23 protein-coding genes, 1 tRNA gene and 1 other RNA gene are annotated in these 20,719 nt (G+C 66.8%); 9 read left to right on the forward strand and 16 right to left on the reverse strand.

Annotated features, from left to right (window positions below; translation table 11 throughout):
• Positions 1-427: 427 nt before the first annotated feature.
• Both EPD82_RS10885 and EPD82_RS10890 read right to left on the reverse strand, forming a co-directional pair.
• On the reverse strand, positions 428-1,192 hold the full coding sequence (locus tag EPD82_RS10885) for an SIR2 family NAD-dependent protein deacylase (RefSeq protein ID WP_141056656.1): 765 nt from the start codon (positions 1,190-1,192) through the stop codon (positions 428-430).
• A gap of 52 nt (positions 1,193-1,244) precedes the next feature.
• Entirely contained in the window at positions 1,245-2,189 is a 945-nt protein-coding gene (locus tag EPD82_RS10890) for a DMT family transporter (protein WP_141056657.1), read from the reverse strand.
• A 125-nt stretch (positions 2,190-2,314) separates the two neighbouring features.
• Between EPD82_RS10890 and EPD82_RS10895 the strand changes: the two genes are divergently transcribed.
• Positions 2,315-2,932, forward strand: a complete 618-nt coding sequence (locus tag EPD82_RS10895) for a hypothetical protein (protein ID WP_072247894.1) — start codon at positions 2,315-2,317, stop codon at positions 2,930-2,932.
• A 20-nt stretch (positions 2,933-2,952) separates the two neighbouring features.
• On the opposite strand, the gene ychF is transcribed toward EPD82_RS10895, so the two are convergent.
• From ychF to EPD82_RS10955, 12 genes are all read right to left on the reverse strand, one after another.
• Positions 2,953-4,044 (reverse strand): redox-regulated ATPase YchF, encoded by a 1,092-nt coding sequence (gene ychF, locus EPD82_RS10900; RefSeq protein WP_141056658.1) that lies wholly within the window; start codon positions 4,042-4,044, stop codon positions 2,953-2,955.
• Positions 4,041-4,664, reverse strand: a complete 624-nt coding sequence (gene pth / locus EPD82_RS10905; protein ID WP_141056659.1) for an aminoacyl-tRNA hydrolase — start codon at positions 4,662-4,664, stop codon at positions 4,041-4,043. The genes ychF and pth overlap by 4 nt, the downstream gene beginning before the upstream one ends.
• A gap of 14 nt (positions 4,665-4,678) precedes the next feature.
• Positions 4,679-5,284: a 50S ribosomal protein L25/general stress protein Ctc gene (locus tag EPD82_RS10910; protein ID WP_055422890.1), complete on the reverse strand. Its 606-nt coding sequence runs from the start codon at positions 5,282-5,284 to the stop codon at positions 4,679-4,681.
• An 88-nt stretch (positions 5,285-5,372) separates the two neighbouring features.
• On the reverse strand, positions 5,373-6,323 hold the full coding sequence (locus EPD82_RS10915) for a ribose-phosphate pyrophosphokinase (RefSeq protein WP_055422889.1): 951 nt from the start codon (positions 6,321-6,323) through the stop codon (positions 5,373-5,375).
• Positions 6,324-6,410: 87 nt separating this feature from the next.
• Positions 6,411-6,487 (reverse strand) — tRNA-Gln (locus EPD82_RS10920).
• A gap of 22 nt (positions 6,488-6,509) precedes the next feature.
• Positions 6,510-7,352, reverse strand: coding sequence for a 4-(cytidine 5'-diphospho)-2-C-methyl-D-erythritol kinase (gene ispE, locus EPD82_RS10925; RefSeq protein ID WP_055422888.1), 843 nt, complete (start codon positions 7,350-7,352; stop codon positions 6,510-6,512).
• Positions 7,349-7,924 carry an outer membrane lipoprotein LolB gene (locus EPD82_RS10930; RefSeq protein WP_055422887.1) on the reverse strand — a complete coding sequence of 192 codons (576 nt, stop codon included), beginning with the start codon at positions 7,922-7,924 and terminating at the stop codon, positions 7,349-7,351. The genes ispE and EPD82_RS10930 overlap by 4 nt, the downstream gene beginning before the upstream one ends.
• Positions 7,921-9,639 (reverse strand): tetratricopeptide repeat protein, encoded by a 1,719-nt coding sequence (locus EPD82_RS10935; RefSeq protein ID WP_141056660.1) that lies wholly within the window; start codon positions 9,637-9,639, stop codon positions 7,921-7,923. The genes EPD82_RS10930 and EPD82_RS10935 overlap by 4 nt, the downstream gene beginning before the upstream one ends.
• Positions 9,640-9,763: 124 nt before the next feature.
• Positions 9,764-10,705 carry a metal ABC transporter substrate-binding protein gene (locus tag EPD82_RS10940; RefSeq protein WP_141056661.1) on the reverse strand — a complete coding sequence of 314 codons (942 nt, stop codon included), beginning with the start codon at positions 10,703-10,705 and terminating at the stop codon, positions 9,764-9,766.
• A 12-nt stretch (positions 10,706-10,717) separates the two neighbouring features.
• Positions 10,718-11,590, reverse strand: a complete 873-nt coding sequence (locus tag EPD82_RS10945; RefSeq protein WP_055422884.1) for a metal ABC transporter permease — start codon at positions 11,588-11,590, stop codon at positions 10,718-10,720.
• Positions 11,587-12,357, reverse strand: coding sequence for a metal ABC transporter ATP-binding protein (locus tag EPD82_RS10950; RefSeq protein WP_141056662.1), 771 nt, complete (start codon positions 12,355-12,357; stop codon positions 11,587-11,589). The genes EPD82_RS10945 and EPD82_RS10950 overlap by 4 nt, the downstream gene beginning before the upstream one ends.
• A 97-nt stretch (positions 12,358-12,454) precedes the next feature.
• Positions 12,455-12,880, reverse strand: a complete 426-nt coding sequence (locus EPD82_RS10955) for a Fur family transcriptional regulator (RefSeq protein WP_141056663.1) — start codon at positions 12,878-12,880, stop codon at positions 12,455-12,457.
• A 97-nt stretch (positions 12,881-12,977) separates the two neighbouring features.
• On the opposite strand from EPD82_RS10955, the gene EPD82_RS10960 reads away from it, so the two are divergent.
• Positions 12,978-13,685 carry a fumarylacetoacetate hydrolase family protein gene (locus EPD82_RS10960; protein ID WP_055422881.1) on the forward strand — a complete coding sequence of 236 codons (708 nt, stop codon included), beginning with the start codon at positions 12,978-12,980 and terminating at the stop codon, positions 13,683-13,685.
• Positions 13,686-13,692: 7 nt separating this feature from the next.
• On the opposite strand, the gene EPD82_RS10965 is transcribed toward EPD82_RS10960, so the two are convergent.
• Positions 13,693-15,039, reverse strand: a complete 1,347-nt coding sequence (locus tag EPD82_RS10965; protein WP_055422880.1) for a malonyl-CoA decarboxylase — start codon at positions 15,037-15,039, stop codon at positions 13,693-13,695.
• The gene (lgt, locus tag EPD82_RS10970; protein ID WP_055422879.1) at positions 15,036-15,851 is read right to left on the reverse strand and encodes a prolipoprotein diacylglyceryl transferase; all 816 of its coding nucleotides are present in this window, start codon (positions 15,849-15,851) and stop codon (positions 15,036-15,038) included. Before lgt ends, EPD82_RS10965 begins: the two co-directional genes overlap by 4 nt.
• Positions 15,852-15,950: 99 nt before the next feature.
• Here lgt and ilvD point away from each other — a divergent pair, with 99 nt between their 5' ends.
• The 7 genes from ilvD (at position 15,951) to EPD82_RS11000 (ending at position 20,678) form a co-directional block, all read left to right on the forward strand.
• Positions 15,951-17,801, forward strand: a complete 1,851-nt coding sequence (gene ilvD / locus EPD82_RS10975) for a dihydroxy-acid dehydratase (protein ID WP_055422878.1) — start codon at positions 15,951-15,953, stop codon at positions 17,799-17,801.
• 3 nt (positions 17,802-17,804) lie between these two features.
• The gene (locus tag EPD82_RS10980) at positions 17,805-18,014 is read left to right on the forward strand and encodes a hypothetical protein (RefSeq protein WP_037989428.1); all 210 of its coding nucleotides are present in this window, start codon (positions 17,805-17,807) and stop codon (positions 18,012-18,014) included.
• A complete protein-coding gene (locus tag EPD82_RS10985) occupies positions 18,007-18,309 on the forward strand; it encodes a cell division protein ZapA (RefSeq protein WP_055422877.1) in 303 nt (100 codons plus the stop codon). Before EPD82_RS10980 ends, EPD82_RS10985 begins: the two co-directional genes overlap by 8 nt.
• A 14-nt stretch (positions 18,310-18,323) precedes the next feature.
• Positions 18,324-18,505, forward strand: a non-coding RNA gene (gene ssrS / locus EPD82_RS12500) — 6S RNA.
• 47 nt (positions 18,506-18,552) lie between these two features.
• Entirely contained in the window at positions 18,553-19,353 is an 801-nt protein-coding gene (locus EPD82_RS10990) for a sulfite exporter TauE/SafE family protein (protein ID WP_141056664.1), read from the forward strand.
• A 6-nt stretch (positions 19,354-19,359) separates the two neighbouring features.
• Entirely contained in the window at positions 19,360-20,166 is an 807-nt protein-coding gene (gene queF / locus EPD82_RS10995) for an NADPH-dependent 7-cyano-7-deazaguanine reductase QueF (RefSeq protein WP_141056665.1), read from the forward strand.
• A 197-nt stretch (positions 20,167-20,363) separates the two neighbouring features.
• On the forward strand, positions 20,364-20,678 hold the full coding sequence (locus tag EPD82_RS11000; RefSeq protein ID WP_141056666.1) for a c-type cytochrome: 315 nt from the start codon (positions 20,364-20,366) through the stop codon (positions 20,676-20,678).
• Positions 20,679-20,719 lie beyond the last annotated feature (41 nt).

Below are 20,719 nucleotides of genomic sequence, written 5' to 3' on the forward strand. Positions count from 1 at the left end.
GCGTGTCCCGCTTCCCAGCTCAGGGTCGTGGTCGGAACCTCCAGCTCCATCCCTTCCTCCTGTTTATCGATCCATATCTTTTTTTTTGATTACAGCACAAAATTTCGAGATTTGCAAGCAATCGAGAGCCAAATTTGTCAACAAATAGAACTGTCCGGTTTCGTAGTACATAAACTGTCCGCTTTTCCGAGCCGGGGGAGGGAAGGCGTGAAGGGCGTAGCCCGGAGCGCCTTCCCTCCCCGGCAGGCGCCGCGGCGGACCTACGCGACAACCTGCAGTTCGGGGGTTTGCAGCTGACCGTCAGCCGTGTAGCGCGCGAGCCTTCGCGGGCTATGGAAGATCGCCAGCCGCCCGTCCAGGTAGGCTTTCAGGTCCCGGACGATTGCGACGGGTGGCAGTGAGCCACCCATCTGTGAGCCACCCATTTTTACCCCTCGCGCGAGCGCGCCGTTTCCACGATTCGCGGCAGGATCTGGGCGGCGTCGCCGCGCAGGCGGTAATCGACGAGGTGCGACACGGCAGTCGGTTCGGGGTTGATCTCTATCGTAGGTATGCCGGCGCTGGCGGCGAGCGCCACCGGTTCGGCGATGTAGGGGAAGAGGCTGGTCGTACCTACCGAGAACACGAGGTCGAATCCGCGTGCGAGCTCTTCGTCGAGTCGGGTGAGCGCTTCCGGCGGCAAGGGCTCGCCGAAGAGCACCGCACTGGGGCGCAGCACGGCGCCGCACTCAGGACAGCGCGGCGGGATGGGTAGGTTCTGCCAATCTTCGTTTGGACGCCGGTAAGTGCACACGGTGCAGTGCAGCTCACGCAGATTGCCGTGAATCTCGATGACGTTGCGGCTGCCGGCTTCGAGATGCAGTCCGTCGACGTTTTGCGTGAGCACCACCGCGTGTGGCAGCGCGGCGATGGCGCGGTGCGCTTCGTTGACTTGCGCGCGGCCGGCCAGGCGCTGCGCCATGCGCAGGAGCTCGCGCCAGGTGAGTTCCGGCCGTGTGCGCAGCATGTAGCCCGAAAGCACGTCCTCGTAGGGCAGCCCTTCCTCATTGAGGCCGTTGGCGTAGAGCCCGCCCGTGCCGCGGTAGGTGGGTAAGCCCGAGGCGGCGGAAATGCCGGCTCCGGTGATGAAGAGCGGCCGACGGGCGAGGGCGAGCAGTTCGGCGATTTCGTTCAGCGTATGCGTATCGTTCATGATGATGGTTTATCCGGATGCAGCTTTTGGATAAACCATAAGACCGGAAAGGTCAAATCAGGTTCGCACGGCTGCGCCGATGGCGCAAGGCGTCGTCGAGCGTGGCGGCCACCAGCCCGGTGAGGATGAACACGAAGCCGGCGAGATCGTTCCACGGCAGCGCCTCGCCCAGCATGGCCATGGAGGCGAGATAGCCCACCAGCGGCACGCTCAGGGTGGCGAGGCTGGTGGTGATGGCGGGCAGCGCCCGCGTGACGGTGATCATCGCCCAGAAGCAGAAGGCGGTGGTGATCGGTCCGTTGTAGAGGAGGATGATCCACAGCGGCGCTTCCCAGCGGATGTGGGCGACGTCTTCCAGCGCAAGGGAGAGCGGCAGCAGCACCAGGGCGGCGATGCCCGTCTGCCAGGGAGCGAGCGAAAGCGGTGTGCCGCGCCAGCGATGGCCCCGTACCTGCACGATCAGCACCGCCCACAGGAGCGCCGCGAGCAGCAGCGCCCCGTTGCCGAACAGCACCTGCGGATCGCGCCAGTCGAAGGCGAGGGGATTGAATAGGATCACCACGCCGGCAAGCCCCAGGGTGACGCCCAGCAGCCGCAGGCGCGTGAGCGGCTCGCGCAGCCGCCATACGGCGAGCGGCAATACCCACAGCGGTGTGGTGTAGGCGAGGATGGCCGAGCGCCCGGCGGAGACGTATTGCAAGCCGAGGTTGACCAGGGCGCTGAAGGCGGCCATCTGCAGCAGACCGACGCTAACGACTACGGGCCAATCCTCACGGTGCGGCCACTTCAGCTGCCCGCGCCAGGCAGCCACGGCGGCGAGGATGGCGGTCCCGAGCACCATGCGCGCCGCGGCAAAGGCGATCGGCGGAATGTACTGCAGGCCGTATTTCATGATGGGCCAGTTGACCCCCCACAGCAGGATTACCGTGACGAGCAACATCGACGCCGCATGCGGCGCAAGGCGAGTAGAGGAGGGTTCGGGATCGGAGGAAGTCATGATGTCGTAGAAAGTGGGTTTTCCTCGGCGAGCAGGCGATATTGTGACGGAAACCTCGGCGATGGAAGTCATATTGCGGTAACTTTTTCGCCGTAGGCTGGTATCTCTCACAAGAGGGGATCACGATGGCCGAGGTTTTCCTCTCTCATGATCTCGTGTTGACGAAGACGGTCGATGGTTTCGACGAATTGGAGCGACGCAGCCGCGGTTTGCATGTGCGGGCGCGTCGTATCCTGATTTTGTGTGATGGAAATCGCCGTCTGGGAGAGATCGTTTCCGTTCTCGGTGCCAGTGCCGTCGCGGTGGCGTTCGAGCTCATGGAGCAGGGATTCTTGGCGGTTTCCGCCTCTGCCGAGCTCCACTCTCCCGCCCTCTCCTCCGCTGGGGCTAAGGAAAAGGAGCCAGAACCCGCGGGGCCAAGTGGCATGTTCCGCAAGAGTCGGGACGAGGGCAACAAAGCGTCGTCGCGCAACCGGCGACGCTCTATCGCCATGGCGCGTATGTATATGTTTGACATGGTTCACCGGCTCCTCGGGGATCAGGAGGAACCAGCCAGGGCCTATTTGCGTGACGCACGTTCTCCGGAAGCGTTGGTGGACGCTTTTTATGAATGCCTGCTGCTGATCGAAGAGATCAGCGGCGCGGAGATGGCGGGCAAGGTGGCCTCCCAACTGTTGGAGATGGTGCCAGAAGAACTGATGGAAACTTTGTCTCGGCGCACCGCCCTGCTGGGGCAAGGGTGAATGGATGCGCTCCAGCCTCGTCACACATTGAAGAGGAAGTGGATCACGTCGCCGTCCTGAACCACGTAGTCTTTGCCCTCGGCGCGCATCTTGCCGGCTTCCTTGGCGCCGTGCTCACCGCCGCAGCGGATGAAATCTTCATAGGAAATGGTCTGGGCACGGATGAATCCGCGTTCGAAGTCGGTGTGAATCACCCCGGCCGCCTGCGGGGCGGTGGCGCCGATGGTAATGGTCCAGGCGCGCACTTCCTTGACGCCGGCGGTGAAGTAGGTTTGCAAACCCAGGAGCCGGTAGGCGGCACGGATGAGCCGGTTCAGTCCCGGTTCTTCCAGCCCCATCTCGGCGAGGAAAGCCTGTTTGTCCGCCTCGTCGAGCTCGGCGATCTCGGCTTCGATCGCGGCGCAGATGGGGACGACTTCGGCGCCTTCGGCGGTGGCGTGTTCGCGTACGGCTTCGAGCAGCGGGTTGTCGGTGAAACCGTTCTCGCTCACGTTCGCGGCGTAGAGCACGGGCTTGGCGGTGAGCAGAAAGAGGGGCTTGAGAAGCGCCCGTTCTTCTTTGCCGAGCGCGAGCGCGCGCACCGGTTTGCCGGCGTCGAGCTGGGCGTAGACCTGTTCGAGCACGGACACGAGCGCCTTGGCCTCCTTGTCCCCGGCCTGCGCCGGCTTGCGCCAGCGGGTGAGGGCCTTTTCCACCGTGGCGAGATCGGCGAGCGCCAGTTCGGTGTCGATCACCTCGATGTCGCGGATCGGGTCGACGCCGCCCGCGACGTGCACCACGTTCGCATCTTCGAAGCAGCGTACGACGTGCACGATGGCATCGGTCTCGCGGATGTTGGCGAGGAACTGGTTGCCCAGACCCTCGCCCTTGCTCGCGCCAGCCACCAGCCCGGCGATGTCGACGAACTCGACGATGGCCGGGACGATGCGCTGTGGCTGCACGATGCGGGCGAGTTCGGCCAGGCGCGGGTCGGGTACTTCGACCACGCCCACGTTGGGTTCGATGGTGCAGAAGGGGTAGTTGGCCGCTTCGATTCCGGCCTTGGTGAGGGCGTTGAAGAGGGTGGATTTTCCGACGTTGGGTAGTCCGACGATGCCGCAGCGCAGACTCATGAGCTTCTTTCCTTGTCCGTTGGGCCGCTCTTGGGCGGTTTGGGTTTGGCGTTGATGCGCCCCATGGCGCGTTCCCAGCGCCCGGCGGCGATGTCGGGCCAGGCGGCGAGCGCGCGTTCGATGGCCTCCTCGATCGCCTCGCGCTCTTCGGCGCGGGGGGGCTTGAGCACGTAGTGGATCACCGCGTCGCGCTGCCCGGGGTGGCCGATCCCCAGGCGCAGGCGCCAGAAGCGGTCGGTGCCCAGTGCCGCCTGGATATCCTTGAGGCCGTTGTGACCGGCGTGGCTGCCGCCGAATTTCAAGCGCACGTCGCCGGGCGCGAGATCCAGTTCGTCATGGACCACGAGGATCGCTTCGGGTTCGATGCGAAAGAAGCGCGCGAGCGTTCCCACCGCCAGGCCGCTGCGGTTCATGTAGGTGGTGGGCAGGAGCAGCCGCAGCTCGCCCGCGCGGCCGACGAGGCCGTGAAAGCGGGACTCGGGCACGAGCGCGATGCCGAGCAGCTTGGCGAGCCGCTCACAAAACCAAAACCCGGCGTTGTGCCGGGTTTGGGCATATTCGGCCCCGGGGTTGCCGAGGCCGACCACGAGGCGCGGCGCCGCGCCGGGTAGTTGCGTCATGGCCGAATGGGGGATCAGCTGGCAGCCGCTTCGCCGCCCTCACCCTCGGCTTCGCCGCGCACCTTGAGCGCCGTGGCCACGACCGGATCGCCTTCACCGTGGTGCACGATCTCGACGCCGGGCGGCAGGCTGAGCTGCGACAGGTGCAGCGACTGTTCAGGCTGCAGGCCGGAGAGATCGACGGTGAGGTATTCGGGCAGATCCTTGGGCAGGCAGCGCACCTCCACTTCGGTGAGCACGTGGCTGACGATGCAGCCGCCGAGCTTGACCGCGGGGCTTTCTTCGGCGCCGATGAAGTGCAGCGGCACGTTGAGGTGGATCTTCTCGTTGGCCGAGACGCGCTGGAAGTCGACGTGCAGCACGAGCGGCTTGTAGGCGTGCCATTGGGCGTCGCGCAGCAGGACGGATTCACGTTCGCCGTCGATTTCGAGCATGAGGATGGAGGCGTGGAAGGCCTCGTTGTTGAGCTGATGGTAGATCTCGTTGTGATCGAGCGTGATCGGCTGGGGTGCCTTGTCGCCACCATAGACGATACCGGGCACGCGGCCGGCACGACGCAGGCGGCGGCTCGCACGCGTTCCCTGCTCGGTTCTCCGGCTGGCTTTCACGGTGATTTGCATCGGGGTTTCTCCTTGCGGTTGCTGGGTGCCGCCCGCGACCAGGCGGCGGAAGATCCGGCGCCGGGGCGCCGGGAAATTTATTCGTGGATCATTCGCTGAAGAGTGAGCTCACCGACTCTTCGTTGCTGATGCGCAGCAGGGTGTCGGCGATGAGCGCGCTCACCGAGATCTGGCGAATCTTGGGGCAGGCGCGCGCGTCGTCGCGCAGCGGAATGGTGTCGGTGACCACGAGCTCGTCGAGTTCGGAATCCTGGATGCGGGCGACCGCCGTGCCCGAGAGCACGGGGTGGGTGCAATAGGCGAGCACGCGGGTGGCGCCGTGCTCTTTGAGCGCCTGGGCGGCCTTGCACAGCGTGCCGGCGGTGTCGACGATGTCGTCCATGATGACGCAGGTACGCCCCTTGACTTCGCCGATGATGTTCATCACCTCCGAGACGTTGGCCTTGGGACGGCGCTTGTCGATGATGGCGAGGTCGCAGTCGAGCCGCTTGGCAAACGCGCGGGCGCGCACGACGCCGCCGACGTCGGGCGAGACGACCATGAGGTTCTCATAGCGCTGTTTTTCCAGGTCGTCGAGCAGCACGGGGGTGGCGTAGATGTTGTCCACCGGGATGTCGAAGAAGCCCTGGATTTGGTCGGCGTGCAGATCCATGGTGAGCACGCGCTGAACGCCCACGGCCTGCAGCATGTTGGCCACCACCTTGGCGGTGATGGGCACGCGGGCCGATCGGGGGCGACGGTCTTGCCGCGCGTAGCCGAAATAGGGCAGCGCGGCGGTGATGCGCCAGGCCGAGGCGCGCTTGAGCGCGTCGACCAGGACGATGAGCTCCATGAGGTTGTCGTTGGTCGGGGCGCAGGTGGGCTGTAGAATGAAGACGTCCTGACCGCGGACGTTTTCCAGGATCTCGACGTTGATTTCGCCGTCGGAGAAGCGCCCGACCGTGGCTGCTCCAAGGGGTATTCCCAGGCGCCGCACCACGTCTTGGGCGAGCTTGGGGTTGGCGTTGCCGGTGAAAACCATCATGCTGCCGCGAGGCATGCGTATTCTCCGCACCCGAGTCCGTCGTCACGGGACCAGACCCGCGAAAGTCGAAACGGGCAGGCGAGAGGCGCCTGCCCGTCGTGTTGGCTGGGGAGGAAGGATTCGAACCCTCGAATGCCGGAATCAAAATCCGGTGCCTTGACCAGCTTGGCGACTCCCCAAGTAACCGGTTCGCAGCGGCGCTCAGAGCCAATCGTGGAGCGGATGGCGGTGCAGCGTTCGCGCGACCTTCGCCTGCCAGCCCGAAGGGACTTGGGCGGCAATGCGCTCGGCCTCGGAGGGCTCGGCGAATTCGGCGAACACGCAACTGCCCGATCCGCTCATCCTGGCCATTCCGGCATGCCGGGCGAGCCATTCGAGCGCCGCATCGACTTCTGGAAACAACGCTCTTACCACGGGTTCGAGATCGTTTCGCAGAGGCGTCGCTGCGAGAGACGCTATTGTGCCAATGGGGGTATTCCTTGTCAAGCGGGGCGAGGCAAAAACCTGGGCCGTGGGGACGTGGATGCCTGGCCACAAGACTACGAACCAGCGCTCGGGGCCAGGGTAAGGGGTGAGACGCTCGCCAATGCCCTCGACGAAGGCGTCTTCGCCGAAGAGGAAGAAGGGGACGTCGGCGCCGAGCTGCAGGCCGAGTTCCATGAGCTGGGCCCGGGAAAGCCCGCCGTTCCAGAGGCGGTTGAGGGCGATCAGGGTGGTGGCGGCATCCGAGCTGCCTCCGCCCAGGCCGGCGCCGGCAGGAAGGACTTTGTGCAGGGTGAGGTCGACTCCGTACGGGGTGCCGAGGCGCTCTTGCAGCAGACGGGCGGCGCGAAGCGTGAGATCGGCCGATTCCGGCACGCCGGGGAGTTCGTGCGTACGGCGGATGAGTCCGTCGTCGCGGCGGGCGAAGTCGAGCGTGTCGCTCCAGTCGATGAGGCGAAAGTGCGATTGCAGCAGGTGGTAGCCGTCTTCACGCCGTCCGACCACGTGCAGGAAGGTGTTGAGCTTGGCCGGGGCTGGACAGCCCGTGAGCCAATCAGTCATGGTTCGGAACTCCAGGTGTCGAGCAGCAGCACGAGCCGGGCGGCACCGCGCTCGATCGTCAGCCGGCGCGGGCGATCGTCCTGCCAGGAATCGAAGGTGACGATCCAGCCGGAATGCCAGACGCGATAGGGCCTGCCCGCTTGGTCGCGCTCAATGCGGTCGGGCGCGGGGCCGGGGTCGCCCTGGATCCAGGCGGTGAGGGCGGAAAGCGGCGGCGGGGAGAAGCCGAGAAGGGGTTCGAGGAGCGCTGCGGCGTCGGCTTCGTGCCGTTCGCCTTCGGCCGTGGCGAGCGCGGCATCGCCGTCTTCGAGGGTGAGCCGCGCCAGCGTCTGGCCGGTGGGGGCGAAAAGGGAGAGTTCGGCGCGGCTTGGCGTGTGACTCCAGGCAAATGCAGTGGCGAAGCGATGTTCGCCGTCATCGGCGGCAAGCCGCCCTGTGAGGCGGAATTGGGTCAGCAGCGGGGCAGGGGTCGCGGCGGGGGGTTCGGGCGCGTTTCCGGGGACGGTAGCGCAGCCGTAGGGCAGCAAGAGCGCTGCCAGGAGTGCGCATCGCGCCGCGAAAGGACGACTCATTGGCCCTGTTGGCGCAGCCAGCGCTGTACGCGGCGCAGCGCTTCGGCATCGGGCGAGCGGCCGAGCGCCTGCTCGAGCAGGGCTTGGGCTTCTTCATGCCGCCCGAGCACGGTGAGGACCTCGACCAGGTGGGCGGCGATTTCGGGATCGTACTGGCGGCGATAGGCGCTTTGCAGCAGCGTCAACGCTTCTTCGGGGCGGCCTTGGCGGTAGCGCAGCCAGCCGACGCTGTCGAGGATGAAGGGGTCGTTGGGGGCGAGCGTGAGCGCGCGGGTGAGGAACCGCTCGGCTTCGTCGAGATCGCGGTTGGCATCGGCGAGCAGATAGCCCAGGGCGTTGAGACCGTGGGCAAAGTTGGGGTGCAGCGCGACGAGCTTGCGCAGGTGGCCTTCGGCGGCTTCGTGCTGGCCGAGTCTTTCCAGGATCATGGCGTATTCGTAGAGGAGCTCGGGTTCGTCGCCGAGCTCGGCGATTGCCTCGTCGACCCAATCGCGGGCGTCTTCGAGCCGGCCGGCGTCTTGCAGCAGGCGGCTTTTCAGGAGCACCTCGGTTTTGGGGTCGAGCACGGCGCGGGTCTGGTCGAGCGTATCGAACGCGGCTTCGATCTTGCCTTGCTTGGCCAGCGCCTGGGCGAGCAGCCGCTTGCTCTCGTCTTCCAGATCGGGATGGGAGATCTTGCGCAGTTCGAATTCGGCGCGCCGCGGCTGGCCGGCGGTGAGGTAGAGCTGGGCGAGCTGCAGGCGCAGGAAATCGGTGTTGTCTCCCGCTTTGGCGATGGCGCGCTTGAGCGCGGCGATGGCGCGGTCGACGTGGCCGGTGCGCTCGGCCATCAGGGCCACGGCCTGCAGCAATTGGGCGTCGTCAGGGGCGTCGGCGAGCAGTTTTTCGAGGTGCTGGAGGGATTCTTCCTCGCGCCCGGGCGTGACGGCGAGGTGCTTGGCGAGCGTGAAGCGCACGACGCGGGCGTAGGGGTGTTCCTGAAGATAGGATTCGAGCCGGGCGATGGCGGTGGCCGTGTCGCCCTGCTCGCCGAGGATTTCGGCCCACAGCGCGAGCGCGAGATCCCAGTCGGGGCGCAGGGTCAGGGCGTGCTCGGCCGCCTGGCGCGCGGCGGGGAGGTCGCCGGCGCGGCGGGCGGCTTCGGCGCGGGCCAGCTGCGCTTCCGGGTATTCGAGGTAAGGGGTGGTGGCGAGCTCGATGATGCGGCGCGCCATTTCGGCATCGTCCAGGTCGTCGAGGGCGGCATTCAGGCCGAGAAGGTTCTGCGGCAGCTGTTCGGGGTGGCGTTTGAGGATTTCGTCGAGCTGCGCCAAGACGGCTTTTTCGCGCTGGGCATCGAGCTCGGCGCGCATGCGCTCGAAGCGCTCGATGGCTTCGGTATCGGGTTCGATCTGGCGCCAGAGGGCGAGGGCGCGGTTGAGGGCATCTCCCTGGCGCGTGATGGCGGCGATCTCGGCCGCGCGGCGGGCGAGTTGCGCCGAGCGGGCATGGCGGGCGGCGAGCAGGAAGGCTTGCGTGGCCCGGCCGTACTCTTGCTGGCGCAGGGCGAGCTCCCCGATGAGCGTCCAATAGACCGTTTCGCCGTCGAGTGCTTCTGCCGGCGATTCGGCCGGTGCGGCGGCATCCATGGGGGGATGGGGCGATTGGGCGAGCACACAGGAGCAGGCCGTGACGAGGCCCAGCGAGAGGAAGAGACGGCGAAAGCGACGGTTCATGGCACCTCGATGCGGGGAGGGCCGGATCGGGGATGATGCGCGGCGACGAGGCCGCTTGCCCGATCCCGGCCAGCTTTTTGCATAGGATAGCGCAGAAACCACCGATCCGCGCCCTTGGGTAAGATCAGGGGTTGGGTGCCGCCAAGGCGTCGTGGAGCGTCCGGGCGTTGATCTCGACGAGGTCGCGGTAAGTCGGCGCAGCACCGCCGGGGCCGCTGAGGGCGTCCGAATAGAGGCGTCCGCCCACGGTAAGCCCGGCTTCGCGGCGCAGCTGTTCGACGAGGCGGGGGTCGGAGACGTTCTCCAGAAAGGCGACGTGGATGCCCTCGCGCCGGGCGCGGTCGGAGAGCGCAGCGAGCGCCTTGGCGCTGAGCTCGCCATGCGGCACCACGCCCTGGATGCCGATGAGCTCCAGGCCGTAGGCGCGGGCAAGGTAGCGGAATGCGTCATGATTGGTGTAGGCGCGGCGGGATTCGGGCGGCAAGGTGGCAAAGCGCTCGTTCCAGGTGTGCCACAGGGATTCGAGGCTTCGAGCATAGTCGGCGGCGCGGCGCCGGTAGTCGTCGGCGTGCGTGGGGTCGCGTTGGGCCAGGGCTTCGGCCAGCATCGGCATCACCTTGGCCACGAGGCGCGGATCTTGCCAGAAGTGGGGGTCGAAGGCGCCGTGATGGTGGTCGTCATCGTGCTCGTCGTGTGTCTCTCCGGCGGGCAGGAGGTCTTCGGGCGGCAGCAGCTCACCCAGCATCACGATCGGTTTTTTACCGACGCTGCGGGCGAGCCGTTCGATCCAGTCATCGAACCCCAGATCGATGCCAACCACGAGGGAGGCTTCCTTGAGGGCGCGGGTATCCGAGGGCTTGGGCTGGTAGCCGTGGGCATCGGCATCGGGGCCGATGAGGGCCGTGACTTCGACCCGGTCGCCGCCCACTTGCCGCACCCAGTCGGCGGCGATGGAGAACGTGGCGACGACGCGCAAGGGGGCTTCTGCCCGGGCGCCGACGGGGGAGAGGAAGAGGAACGGTGCAGCGGCGAGCGCGAGGAGAAGGCGACGGCGGATGGTCGGCATGGGGAGCTCCGGTCAGTTTTCGAGGTGCTGTTTGCGCGGGCGGCGCCGGCGCAGGAATCCGTGAGGGGCAAGAAAGAGCGAGCAAAGATAGGGAAGCGCGAGCGCGAGTGCGATTGCCGGGCCAGCGGGCAGATCCCAGCGGAAAGAGGCGACGAGCCCGAGGTAGCTGCCCAGGATGCCGCAGCCGGCGGCGAGCACGAGCGCCTTGCCCAGGCCATTGACCCACAGTCGGGCCGTGGCGGCGGGCAGGATCAGCACGCTGATCGCGAGCAGGGTGCCGATGGCGTGAAAGGCGGCCACGAGGTTGAGCACGACCAGCACGAGGAAGCCGTAGTGCGCCAAGGCCGACAGGCGCGGACTGTAGCGGCGCAAGAAAGGGGCGTCGAAGCATTCGAGCACGAGGATGCGCCAGCCCAGGGCGAGCAGCACCAGCGTGGCGGAGGCGACCAGGGCGATGAGGGTGAGCGTGTCGCGGTCGATGGCGAGGATGGAGCCGAAGAGCAGCTGCAGCACGTCCACGGGGCGGCCGTGTGCGGTCATGAGCAGGATGCCGGCGGTGAGCGAGAGGATCTGGAAGGTTCCCATGGCGGTGTCTTCGAAGAGCACCGAGTGGCGCGCCGCCCAGCCGGTGGCGATTGCCACGAGCACGCCTGCGGTCAGCCCGCCGAGCGTCATCGCGCCCAGCGACAGGCCGGAGAAGAAATAGGCGGCAGCCACACCAGGGAGCACCGCATGGCTCATCGCGTCGGCCATGAGGCTCATGCGGCGCAGCATGAGAAAGACGCCCACGGGAGTGGCGCCCAGGGTGAGCATCGAGGCGCCGGCGAGCGCCCGGCGCATGAAGTCGTAGTCGGCAAACGGGGTGATGAGCTCGGGCAGGGTCATGGGGCGACCTCGTCTTTCTCCTCGTCCACAGGCAGCGGACAGGGCGCGGCATGTTCGTCGAAGGCTTCCGCATGGCGCCGGGCGCGGTCGAGGTATTCGGCGCACAAAACTTGCTCGGTGGGGCCGAAGGCGACGAGCTCGCGTGCGAGCAACAGGGTCAGGGGAAAGTAGCGGCGCACGCGGGCGAGATCGTGCAGTACGGCGATCACCGTGCGCCCTTCTTCGTGCCAGCGGTGGATGAGGGTGAGGAATTCTTCTTCTGTGGTTTCGTCGAGCGCGTTGAACGGCTCGTCGAGCAGGATGAGGCGGGCATCCTGCACGATGATCTGGGCAAAGCGCACCCGCTGCAGCTGACCGCCGGAGAGCGATTCGAGCGGACGGTGTTCGAACCCCTGCAGTTTGACTGCGGCGATGGCATCGGCAACGCGCCGGTGCGCCGCCTCGTCGAAGGCGCGCCACGGGCCGAGCCAAGGCCAACATCCCATGGCAATGGCATCGTGGACGTCGACGGGAAAATCGAGCGACCAGGTCGGCTGCTGTGTGAGGTAGGCGAGCCGCTGCCGGCATGGCGCCGGCAGGCTGACATGGCCCGTCATCGGCTTGAGTTCGCCGGCGAGCACCTTGAGCAGTGTGGATTTGCCCGCGCCGTTGGGGCCGGCCACGGCGAGCAGCGCACCGCAGGGGATCGTGGCGTGCAGATGGTGGATGGCCGGATGTCGACCGTAGCCGGCGGTGAGGTCGTGCAGGACGATGCTCGGGGTGTTCATCGGGTCCCCCAAAAGTAGAGCAGCCAGATGAGCCCCAAGGGCAACGCTGCCAGACCGAGGCGGCCGAGGATGCCCAGCGTCCACAAGGATCGAGCGCTCATGCATTTTCTCCGGCGCGGCAGGCGGCGCACAGGCCGTGGATCACCAGTTCGACACGTTCGGCGACATACCCTGGCGGCAGCGCCGGCAGTGGGGGAGAGGGCGCGGGCAGGCAGCGCGTCTGGCCGCAGCGGCGGCATTGAAAATGGGCGTGCGCTTCCCGATCCTCGACCGGTTCATAGCGGGCGGCGCGTCCCACCGTCGCCAGACGCCGTACCAGGCCATGGGCGGAGAGCCAGTCGATCGCGCGATAGATGGTGACCCGGTCGGGGACATGGCCGGGGGTTTGGGTCAAGTGCTCCAGTACTTCGTCGGGCGTGAGCGGCTCTTCGGCCGCCGCCAGGCAGCGCAATACCGCCAGACGCGCCGCGGTCACGCGGCCGCCGGCATCGCGGATGCACCGGGAAAAATCCGGATCGTTCATGGCGGGGTTTCGTTTGGAGTTTTTGCCATTTTATTGCATTTTTACCTGGCGTCAAGGCAGCGTAGAATCGAGCCAGAAGTCCAATGAGGAGTCGATCATGTCCCGTGAAGAATTCGTGATTCCTGCGCCGGCGCTGCCGGTAGTGCCGGTGGGCTGCGGCGGGCTCTTCCCTGTACGCCGCATCTTCTGCGTGGGGCGCAATTACGCCGAACACGCGCGCGAGATGGGGGGGGATCCGAGCCGCGAGCCGCCGTTCTTCTTCATGAAACCGGCCGACGCCGTCTGGCATCCTCACGATGCCGAGTCGCACTGGCCCTATCCGCCGGCCACCCAAGAAGTGCACCACGAAGCCGAACTGGTGGTGGCGCTGCGCGGCGGAGGCCGGGAGCTCTCCCCGGAGGAAGCCGCGGAGGCGATCTATGGCTACGCGGTGGGGCTAGACATGACGCGGCGCGACTTGCAGGCGGAGGCGAAAGCCAAAGGCCGGCCTTGGGACGTGGCCAAGGGGTTCGATGCCTCGCTGCCGATCTCCACGATCCTGCCGAAGCCGGGCGAAGTGCTGCGCCGTGGCGAGATCGGCCTGGAGGTTGATGGTACGCCACGCCAGCGCGGCGACCTCGCACAGATGATCTACGACGTGCCGGTAGTGATCGCCGAGATCTCGCGCTATTGGCGGCTCGCGGCGGGTGACCTGATCCTCACGGGAACGCCCGCCGGAGTCGGCCCCGTGCGCCCGGGCGAGCGCGTGCGCGCCTGGGTGGAAGGCGTGGGCGAGCTCGCTTTCGTGGTGGGCGAGGCGGCTTGAGGCGGCGCTAGCGCGCGAGGCGACGCACTGCGGAAGTCGCCTCGATGAGGCCGTCGCGCTCGTAGGCGTCGATGCGATCCTGCAGCTTGTCCGGCTCGTAGCGGTAGTTGACCATGATCGCCCAGGATTGGCGCCAGCCTTTGGGCGAGGTGTCGGCGAGCCAGTTGAGCCGTTCGATGCGCGCGCCGTTGCCCAGGTGGAAGCGCGCCACCGGGTCGAGCGCGCGGCCGTTCTCCGTGGCGAGCAGATAGCGTGCTGCGGCGCGCAAGAGCGGCGCGGCGAGCGCCTCGCGCCACGCTTCGGTGCCGGCGATCTCGGGTGTCTCGAGCAGCCGCTGCAGCAGTTCCATTCCTTCGGGAGCGCCGGCGGCGCGCAGCCGGCGCCAGTCGGAGGCGGTGAAGGCATCGGCGAGCGCCTCGGGATGCGCGCGGTACCAGCGCACCAGCCCCGGGATGGGCGAGAGGGTGGCGAAGCGCTCGAGCTTGGGAAAATCGCGGCGCAGGTCGTCGATCACGCGCTTCAAGAGAAAGTGGCCGAAAGAGATGCCGCGCAGCCCTTTCTGCGTGTTGCTGATGGAATAGAAGATGGCCGTGTCGGCCCGCTCGGTGGCAAAGAGCGGCGCGGAGACGTCGAGCAGCTGCTGCACGTCGCCGGCGAGCCCCTCGGTGAGCGCTACCTCGACGAAGATGAGCGGCACCGAGGGCATGCGCGGATGAAAGAAGGCGTAGCAGCGCCGGTCGGAATCGAGCCGGTTCTTCAGATCCTGCCAGGATTCGATTTCGTGCACCGCCTCGTACTGCATCAAGCGCTCGAGCACGTCGGCCGGGCTGTGCCAGGTGATGCGCTGCAGCTCCAGCAGCGCCACGTCGAACCACGAGGCGAGCAAACCCTGCAGTTCCAGGTCGAGCGCAGCGAGCAGCGGGTCGTCGCGCAGGAAATCGAGCAGCTCGGCGCGCAGGTCGACGAGGAAATGCACGCCGGCGTCGGAAGCCGAGAACTGGGTGAGGATGCGGCTGCGGGGGCTGCGCAGGCTCTCGCGCAGCGCCGCTTCCGCCTGCCATTGCTCGTCGCTGCCGCGCGCCGCGCGGTAGGCGTCGTAGGCGGCGTCGATGCGCTCGGGCTCGGGGCCGAACTCGGTGAGCAGGATGCGCAGGAAAGCCCGCCGGCCGTTTTCGTCGAGCTCGGCATAGGTCTTGGCGAGCTTGGCGGCGCGCTGGCGCGCGCTCACCTCGCCGCCGATGAGGTCGGCGCATTCGCGCAGCTCGTCGCGGATGCGCTCGAGCACTTTCTCGGGCGGCGGCTCGAACCAGCCGCGCACCAGCGACAGTCCTTTGCTCAGCAGATCGTTGCTCATGGGTTCGTCCTCGCGTCGACGGAAGAGGGGATGCGGCGCGTCTGGCGGTAGAGTACGGCACCGGCGAGCAGCATGGCCAGCGACAGCCACTGCGCCGTGCTCAGCGCCGGGGTGAGCCAGGAGAGGATGCCGGGGTCGGGCGTGCGAAAGAGCTCGCACACGAAGCGGATGGCGCCATACCCCATCAGAAAGACGGCCGAGACCCGCCCCGCGGGCCGGGGGTGGGCGGCGTACCACCACAGCAGCGCGAAGAGCAGTGCGCCTTCGCCGAACGCCTCGTAGAGCTGCGATGGGTGGCGCGGCAGGGTATCGACTTGGGGATAGACCATGGCCCAGGGCAGGGACTCGGGGGCCGGACGTCCCCACAGCTCGCCGTTGATGAAATTGCCCAGCCGACCGAATCCCAGCCCCGGTGGCACGAGCGGGGCGACGAAGTCGGCCACCTGCCAAAACCCCATGCCCTCGCGCCGCGCGAAGAGCGCCATGGCGAGGATCACGCCGATGAGTCCGCCGTGAAAACTCATGCCGCCATGCCAGATGGCGAAGATCTCGAGCGGATGGGAAAGATAGTAGGCGGGCTGGTAGAAGAGCACTTCGCCCAGCCGCCCGCCCAGTACCACGCCGAGCACGCCGTAGAAGAGCAGGGCGTCGAGCCGCTCCCGCGTCCAGCGGCCATCGCCCAGGCGACGGGCGTGACGCGGCGCGAGCCAGAGGAAGGCGAGAAAGCCGGCGAGGTACATGAGCCCGTACCAGCGTACCGACAAAGGGCCGAGGGAGAAGGCGATGGGGTCGAACTGCGGATGCACGAGCATGGAAGAAAGACCGCGGTGTGGCGCACGGGTTCATTGTAGCCCAAGGCCGGTTCGGGACTAGAATAACGGGCATCGCAGCCAACGGATCGAGGATCTCCCATGCCGCAGTATCGTTCCCGCACCAGCACCCACGGCCGCAACATGGCCGGCGCCCGCGCCCTGTGGCGCGCCACCGGCATGAAGGAAGAGGATTTCGGCAAACCGATCATCGCCATCGCCAACAGCTTCACCGACTTCGTGCCCGGGCACGTGCACCTGCGCGATCTCGGCCGCCTCGTGGCCGAGGAGATCGAAAAGGCGGGCGGCGTGGCCAAGGAATTCCACACCATCGCCATCGACGACGGCATCGCCATGGGGCACCAGGGGATGCTCTATTCGCTGCCCTCGCGCGAGCTCATCGCCGATTCGGTCGAATACATGGTCAATGCGCACTGCGCCGATGCGCTGGTGTGCATCTCCAACTGCGACAAGATCACGCCGGGCATGCTCATGGCCGCCCTGCGCCTCAATATCCCCGTGGTCTTCGTCTCCGGCGGACCGATGGAGGCGGGCAAGGTGCGCTGGCAGGATCAGGAGCTCTCGCTCGATCTGGTCGACGCCATGGTGAAGGCGGCCGACCCCAACGCGAGCGACGAAGAAGTAGCGCTCGTCGAGCGTTCGGCCTGCCCCACCTGCGGCTCCTGCTCCGGGATGTTCACTGCCAACTCGATGAACTGCCTCACCGAGGCACTGGGGCTGGCGCTGCCGGGCAACGGCACGCTCGTGGCCACGCACCGCGACCGCGAAGGGCTCTTCCGCCGCGCCGGGCGGCTCATCGTCGAACTCGCCAAGCGCTATTACGAGCAGGGTGACGAATCCGTCCTGCCGCGGCGCATCGCCACCTTGGCCGCATTCGAGAACGCCATGGCGCTCGACGTGGCCATGGGCGGTTCCACCAATACCGTGCTGCACCTGCTCGCCGCGGCGCATGAGGCCGAAGTGCCGTTTACCCTGGCCGACATCGACCGCATCTCGCGCAAGGTGCCGTGCCTGTGCAAGGTGGCTCCGGCGGTGAGCACGGTGCACGTCGAGGACGTGCATCGCGCCGGCGGCGTGATGGGCATTTTGGGCGAGCTGCAGCGTGCCGGGCTCTTGCACGACGAAGTCTCCACCGTGCATAGCCCGACGCTGCGAGCGGCGCTCTCCCACTGGGACGTGATGCAGACCTCGGCGCTCGACGTGTTCGAGTTCTATCGCGCCGCCCCCGGCGGCGTGCCGACCCAGCGCCCCTTCTCCCAGGAACGGCGCTATCCCTCGCTCGACCTGGATCGCACCGCCGGCGTGATTCGCGACCGGGCAAACGCTTTTTCCCAGGATGGCGGCCTGGCGGTGCTCTACGGCAACCTCGCGCCGAATGGCTGCATCGTCAAGACGGCCGGCGTGGACGAGTCGATCTGGGTTTTTCGCGGCCGTGCCCGCGTCTTCGAGAGCCAGGAAGAGACCGTCGCCGCCATCCTCGGCGACAAAATCCAGCCCGGCGACGTGGTGGTGGTGCGCTACGAAGGGCCCAAAGGGGGGCCGGGCATGCAGGAGATGCTCTATCCCACGAGTTATCTGAAGTCCAAAGGCTTGGGGAAATCCTGTGCGCTCCTCACCGACGGGCGTTTCTCTGGTGGCACCTCGGGCCTCTCCATCGGGCACGTCTCGCCGGAGGCCGCCTGTGGCGGCACGATCGCCCTCATCGAGGAGGGCGACACGATCGAGATCGACATTCCGCAGCGGCGCATCCATCTGGCGGTGGCTGACGAGGAGCTCGCGCGCCGGCGCGCCGCGATGGAGGCCAAAGGGGAGGCTGCCTGGCGCCCGGCTTCGCGCCAGCGCCAGGTCTCGGTGGCGCTGCAGGCCTATGCGGCGCTCACCACCAGCGCCGACACGGGGGCGGTGCGCGATCTGGGGCAGCTGCGGAGGTAAGCGATGGAGACGGAACTTGCGCATCTCGAACGTCAGGCCGAGCGGCTCGCGCAGCTCGTGGAGCGTCTGAGCGCGCACAATCAGCGGCTGCAGCGCCAGGTGGCGCAGCTCGAAGCCGACAAGAGGATTCTCGAAGGCAAGCTCGCGCAGGCGATCCGCGGCATCGAACGCGCCGTGACCCTGCTCGAACCGGCGGAGACGAGCGATGTCTGAAACGCACGTCGACGTGACCCTGATGGGGCGCACCTATCGCCTGGAGTGTGAGGAGGGCGAGGCGGAGCCGCTCGCCCAGGCGGCGAAGCTGCTCGACGAGCGCATCGCTGCGCTGGCGCAACGCTCGGGGCTGAGCGGAGAGAAACTGGTGCTGTGGACGGCGCTGGAAGTGGCGCTCGATCTGGTCAAACTGCAGCAGCAGGGAGGGTTTGACATCACGCGATTCAAGCGTAGAATTGAGCTCATCGGCGCGCGGCTCGACGGGGTCTTGAGTCAATACGACCGCCCCCTCTAGCCGCTGCCCTCAGGTTTCCCCTGCGGCGTTCGGGAAGGTCGTACGATCCTAGAACCAATATCGTGACGATGGGTCGCGGCCCCGAGAAACCGCCAGTGTGCGCGCCCTTCGCGGGCGTGCCTGAGGCGGAAGGAAAGCGACCAACCTGAACCTCGGGTTCAGGAGCATCGGCCTGATCGGCGCTCGCGGGGGATCTCCCTTACCAAACCCGGCTCGGTCCGGGTTTTTTCATGGGGGCAAACGATGGACGCATGGTGGCTGGCTTATCCGCTGCTCGGTGCCGTGGTCGGCATCTTCGCCGGCCTGCTCGGTGTGGGCGGCGGGGCGATCATGGTGCCCATCCTCACCTCGCTCTATACCGCCCAAGGCTTTCCGGCCGAGAACGTGGTCCATCTGGCGCTCGGCACCTCCATGGCGAGCATCGTGCTTACCTCCGTGAGCAGTTCGCGGGCGCATCACGCGCGCGGGGCGGTGGAGTGGGGCGTGGTGCGCACCATGGGGCCGGGCGTGATCATCGGTATTTTCCTCGCCTCCTTCATCGCGGCTGCGCTGCCTTCGCGGCCATTGGCGATTTTCTTTGCCTGCTTCATCGCCTACGTCTGCGCGCAGATACTGCTCGACATCAAGCCCAAGGCTTCGCGCCAGCTGCCCGGCCCCTGGGGGCTGGCGGCAGCTGGCGCGGTGATCGGGGCGGTGTCGGCGCTGGTGGCGATCGGCGGCGGCTCGCTCACCGTGCCGTTCCTTACCTGGTGCAACGTGCCGGCGCACCGCGCCATTGGCACCTCCGCCGCTCTCGGGCTGCCGATCGCATTGGCGGGCGCGATTGGCTATGTCGTCATGGGCTGGGGACATCCCGGTCTGCCGCCTTATTCGCTGGGCTACGTCTATCTGCCGGCGGTGATCGGGGTGAGCGCCGTGAGCTATTTCACCGCGCCGCTGGGCGCGGCGCTCGCTCATCGCCTGCCGGTGCGCACGCTCAAGCGTATTTTCGCCTTGGTGCTGCTCGCGCTGCTCGCGAAGATGCTGCATTCCCTCTTCGGATGATCACCCATGAGTGAGCTGTGGCTCGGTCGCCAGGTGGCGGTTCCTTCGTCCTACGACCCCGGCGTGCTCACGCCGATCGCGCGGGCGCAGACTCGCCGCGACCTCGACCCGCCACCTTTCGTCGGTTTCGACGAGTGGCGTGCCTATGAGCTCTCCTGGCTCGATGGGCGCGGCAAACCGGTGGTGGCGCTCGCGCGCTTTCGCGTGCCCTGCGATTCGCCCTGCCTCATCGAATCGAAGTCGCTGAAACTCTACCTCAACGGCTTGGGCGGCACGCGTTTTTCCGAGGTCGATGCGGTCGCGGCCACGATCCGGGCCGACCTGTCGCGGGCAGCTGGGGCGGCGGTGGAGGTGGCGATCGCGCCGCTCTCGATGCGGCCGCAGCGCGCGCCGGGCTATCCCGCAGGCGATTGCGTCGACGAGTTGCCGGTGGAGATCGAGACCTACCGCTACGATCCGGCGCTGCTGCGCATCGCCGAGGCAACGCCTCGGATGCAGCGGCTCGTGAGCCATCTGCTCAAGTCGAACTGCCCCGTGACGGGGCAACCCGATTGGGGCTGCGTCGTCGTGCACGCCCTGGGACCGGTGATCGATCCAGCTTCATTCCTGCGCTACGTCGTCTCCTTTCGCGAGCAGCAGGAATTCCACGAACAATGCGTCGAGCGCATCTACCGCGACCTGTGGCGCCTGGGGATGCAGGAACTGATGGTGCTTGCCTGCTACACCCGCCGCGGCGGGTTGGACATCTCCCCGGTGCGCGCCTCGCGCGTCGGCTTGCTGCCGCACACTTTGCCCGAGGAGATCCGGCAATGAGTGCCGATTGTTGCGCTTCGTAAAAAGCGCTTGTTTTCCCCGGCGCCAGGATTAGGATGAATGATGTGGGCGCGTTCAGTTTGGGTTAACATAGCGCCTCGCGCCGCGGGAGAGGCCGCGGTTTGAGCGACGAAGACGCCGGCAGTGCCTCTCGCCGGTCGCTTCGAACTTTTTTCAGTGACTCAAAGGAGAGTACGATGCACAAGGCACTCTGGGTTGGCGCTGCGGCGCTGTTCCTGGCGGGTCCGGCGCTGGCAGCCGATGCGGTGGACGGCGACGCGCTCATGAAGAAATACGGCTGCGTGGCCTGCCATGCCACCGACAAGAAACTGGTCGGTCCGGCCTACAAGGACGTGGCCAAGAAATATACCGAGGCCGATGTACCCAAGCTGGTGCAGAAAGTGAAGAACGGCGGTTCGGGTGTGTGGGGGCCGGTGCCCATGCCGCCCAACGCGCAGGTGCCGGAAGCCGACATCGAGAAACTCGTTCGCTGGATCCTGACGCTGAAGTGAGGATTCTCGCGCCGCAGCGCACGGATGCGCCGCGGCGTTTT

The organism is Tepidiphilus succinatimandens (genome assembly GCF_006503695.1).
GTDB classification, from domain to species: Bacteria; Pseudomonadota; Gammaproteobacteria; order Burkholderiales; family Rhodocyclaceae; genus Tepidiphilus; species Tepidiphilus succinatimandens.